This window comes from Globicatella sanguinis NBRC 15551, assembly GCF_001552295.1.
In the GTDB taxonomy this organism is placed as follows: domain Bacteria; phylum Bacillota; class Bacilli; order Lactobacillales; family Aerococcaceae; genus Globicatella; species Globicatella sanguinis.
Genome location: NZ_BCQX01000180.1, coordinates 1 through 2,449, shown reverse-complemented (window position 1 = coordinate 2,449; position 2,449 = coordinate 1). Strand labels below are relative to the sequence as shown.

The 2,449-nt window shown below is 35.5% G+C and carries 2 protein-coding genes; both read left to right on the top strand.

Annotated elements, in window-relative coordinates; all coding sequences use genetic code 11:
* The first annotated feature begins 233 nt into the window (after nt 1–233).
* Complete coding sequence (locus GSA01S_RS09895; protein ID WP_066127148.1) at nt 234–1,658, top strand: glycoside hydrolase family 32 protein; 1,425 nt, start codon at nt 234–236, stop codon at nt 1,656–1,658.
* 184 nt (nt 1,659–1,842) lie between these two features.
* On the top strand, nt 1,843–2,328 hold the full coding sequence (locus tag GSA01S_RS11285) for a DUF896 domain-containing protein (RefSeq protein ID WP_083513302.1): 486 nt from the start codon (nt 1,843–1,845) through the stop codon (nt 2,326–2,328).
* Nucleotides 2,329–2,449: the final 121 nt, after the last annotated feature.

The window sequence follows — 2,449 nt, the reverse complement described above, 5'->3', positions numbered from 1 at the left end:
AGTTTGAGACCACTCAACCCCTGCGCTTTTAATTAACGCACAATGATTTTGACTAAATTTATCAAGTTTATGCCCAGCCCCAACCTCATTCGTGTTTTTAATTGTTAATTATAAAAGCAAAGTTGAAATGGTAATTACTAGTTTAAGTTTGGTAAACTGTGGAGGAAGACACGAGTAATAAAAATGAGTAAGACTTATTTAATTTTTAAGGTTTTAAGAAAGGGATGAATTAATTGAGAAATCAGGGGAAATTTGCACAACATTTCCATATTACACCGATTGAAGGATTGCTTAATGATCCAAATGGTTTGTGTTATTTTCAAGGATATTATCATGTGTTTTATCAGTTAAATCCATATAACACCAATCATGAAACAAAATATTGGGGGCATTTACGTTCCAAAGACATGATGCATTGGGAACAATTACCTATTGCTTTAAAATCAGACGATTGGTTTGATAAAAATGGCGTATATTCCGGAAGTGCAATCGTTCATAATGAACAACTGTATTTATTTTATACAGGGAATACGAAAGATGAGCATGATGTTAGAAGAAGTTATCAATGTTTAGCTACTTCTTCAGATGGAATTAACTTTGAAAAACATGGACCCATCTTAGAGCAAGCACCAGGATTTACTGGACATGTCCGTGATCCAAAAATTTGGTGGGATGAACAATTATCTGGATGGTGGATGATATTAGGGGCTCAACGAGAAAATCTTACGGGTGATACGATTGCCTATTTCTCAAAAGATTTAATGAACTGGGAATACCGTGGCTCTATTCTACAATTTTCAGAGCCGCTCGGTTATATGTGGGAATGTCCTGATTTAATTTTCTTAACAGATGAAGTTACAGGTGAAGAGAAAGCAGTATTTATATTTTCACCGCAAGGTTTAGAACCTAAAGGGCATCGTTATCATAATATTTTTAACACAACCTATGTAGTTGGTAAATGGGATAATGAACAGGCACAATTCATTCCTGAAGCGGAGTCAGCGCGCAATTTAGCTGAAGTCGATGGTGGGTTTGAGTTTTATGCACCACAAACATTTACTGCACCAGATGGTAGGATTATTCAATATGCGTGGATGGGCACGATGTGGCCAGAAGTTGAAGAGGCAGTGCCGACGCATCGTGATAAGTGGATTCATCACCTATCAATGCCAAGAAGTTTACATCTAGTAGAGAATCGATTAATGCAACGACCAATAGTTGAAACCAATGCATTATTATCAAATGAAGCACAACCAATTAAATGGGATCGTAGTGATTTAATCGAATTGCCCTTATCAAATCCGGCAAGAATTCAAATTGATGGAATAAATACTTTGTCGTCTGATTTCAATATTATGATTGATCAAGCCGTACATATTCAATACAAAATGCTTAATCAAAAATTAACTATTGAACGTAATAATTGGCATACCAAAAAGGCTGAAACGCGCTCGGTATTATTAAAAGAGGGTATTTCACACTTAGATATTTGGTTAGATACTAGTTCTTTAGAATTATTCATCAATGAGGGAGCAAAAACTATGTCGATGCGCTATTTTGCCGATAATCCTAATTCTGAAGTAACTTTCCAAGCAGATGCAATCAGTCAACCTTGCGATATTAAAGTAACCAAATTATTAGCTTATGAGTTTTCTTAAAAAATAATATAATAATCAGATATGATTCGAGGGGATGGCACTAAGGGGAAAATCAGTAGATTTTTGCTTTGACCGCTAAAACCTCGAATTTTTATTTGTTCAATTTAACATTGACTATATTTGACATTCAAATCGAGATGATGTATTATACTCTCATGAACATTTGAATAAGAGGTGAAATAAAATGACAATGGCAATGATTTTAGAAAGAATTAATTATTTAGCAAGTATCGCAAAAACACGCGACTTAACAGAAGCAGAAGAAATTTTACGGGAAGAACTGCGTGGTGCTTATTTGGCCTTAATACGCCAAGCGTTTCGTAAGCAAATCGAAGGCGTAAAATTAGTGGATGAAACCGGTGCAGATGTCACCCCAGAAAAATTAAAAGCAATTCAAATAGAAAAAGGCCTTCATGGGCGCGATCAAGATTTACCAACAAGAATGGCGGAGTTTTTATCAATGTTGCCAGATGTAGAAGAAGGCACTGTCATTTTTGGTGAGACCCATGACCTCTACGATGAAGATTATGATGACGAATTCGACAATGAGTATCGTTATGATTATTATGAAGAATACAATAGCGAATTTGATGAATATGATGGGGAAGATCGCGATTACGATGATGAATATGATGACGCGGAGGACGACGAACAATTTGATGGCGAATAGGGGAACCGTTTTATCATAAAGTCAAATTTATCTAAAATTAAAGAACATAATCATTAGCAGATAGCGACAGGTAGTACCAAGTGTTTTTACTTCTTGCGGCTACCTCTTTTTATTTAGTTTG

Excerpts from the sequence above, each read along its gene's own strand:
- GSA01S_RS11285 (WP_083513302.1), top strand. The coding sequence starts at position 1,843 with ATGACAATGGCAATGATTTTAGAAAGAATTAATTATTTAGCAAGTATC.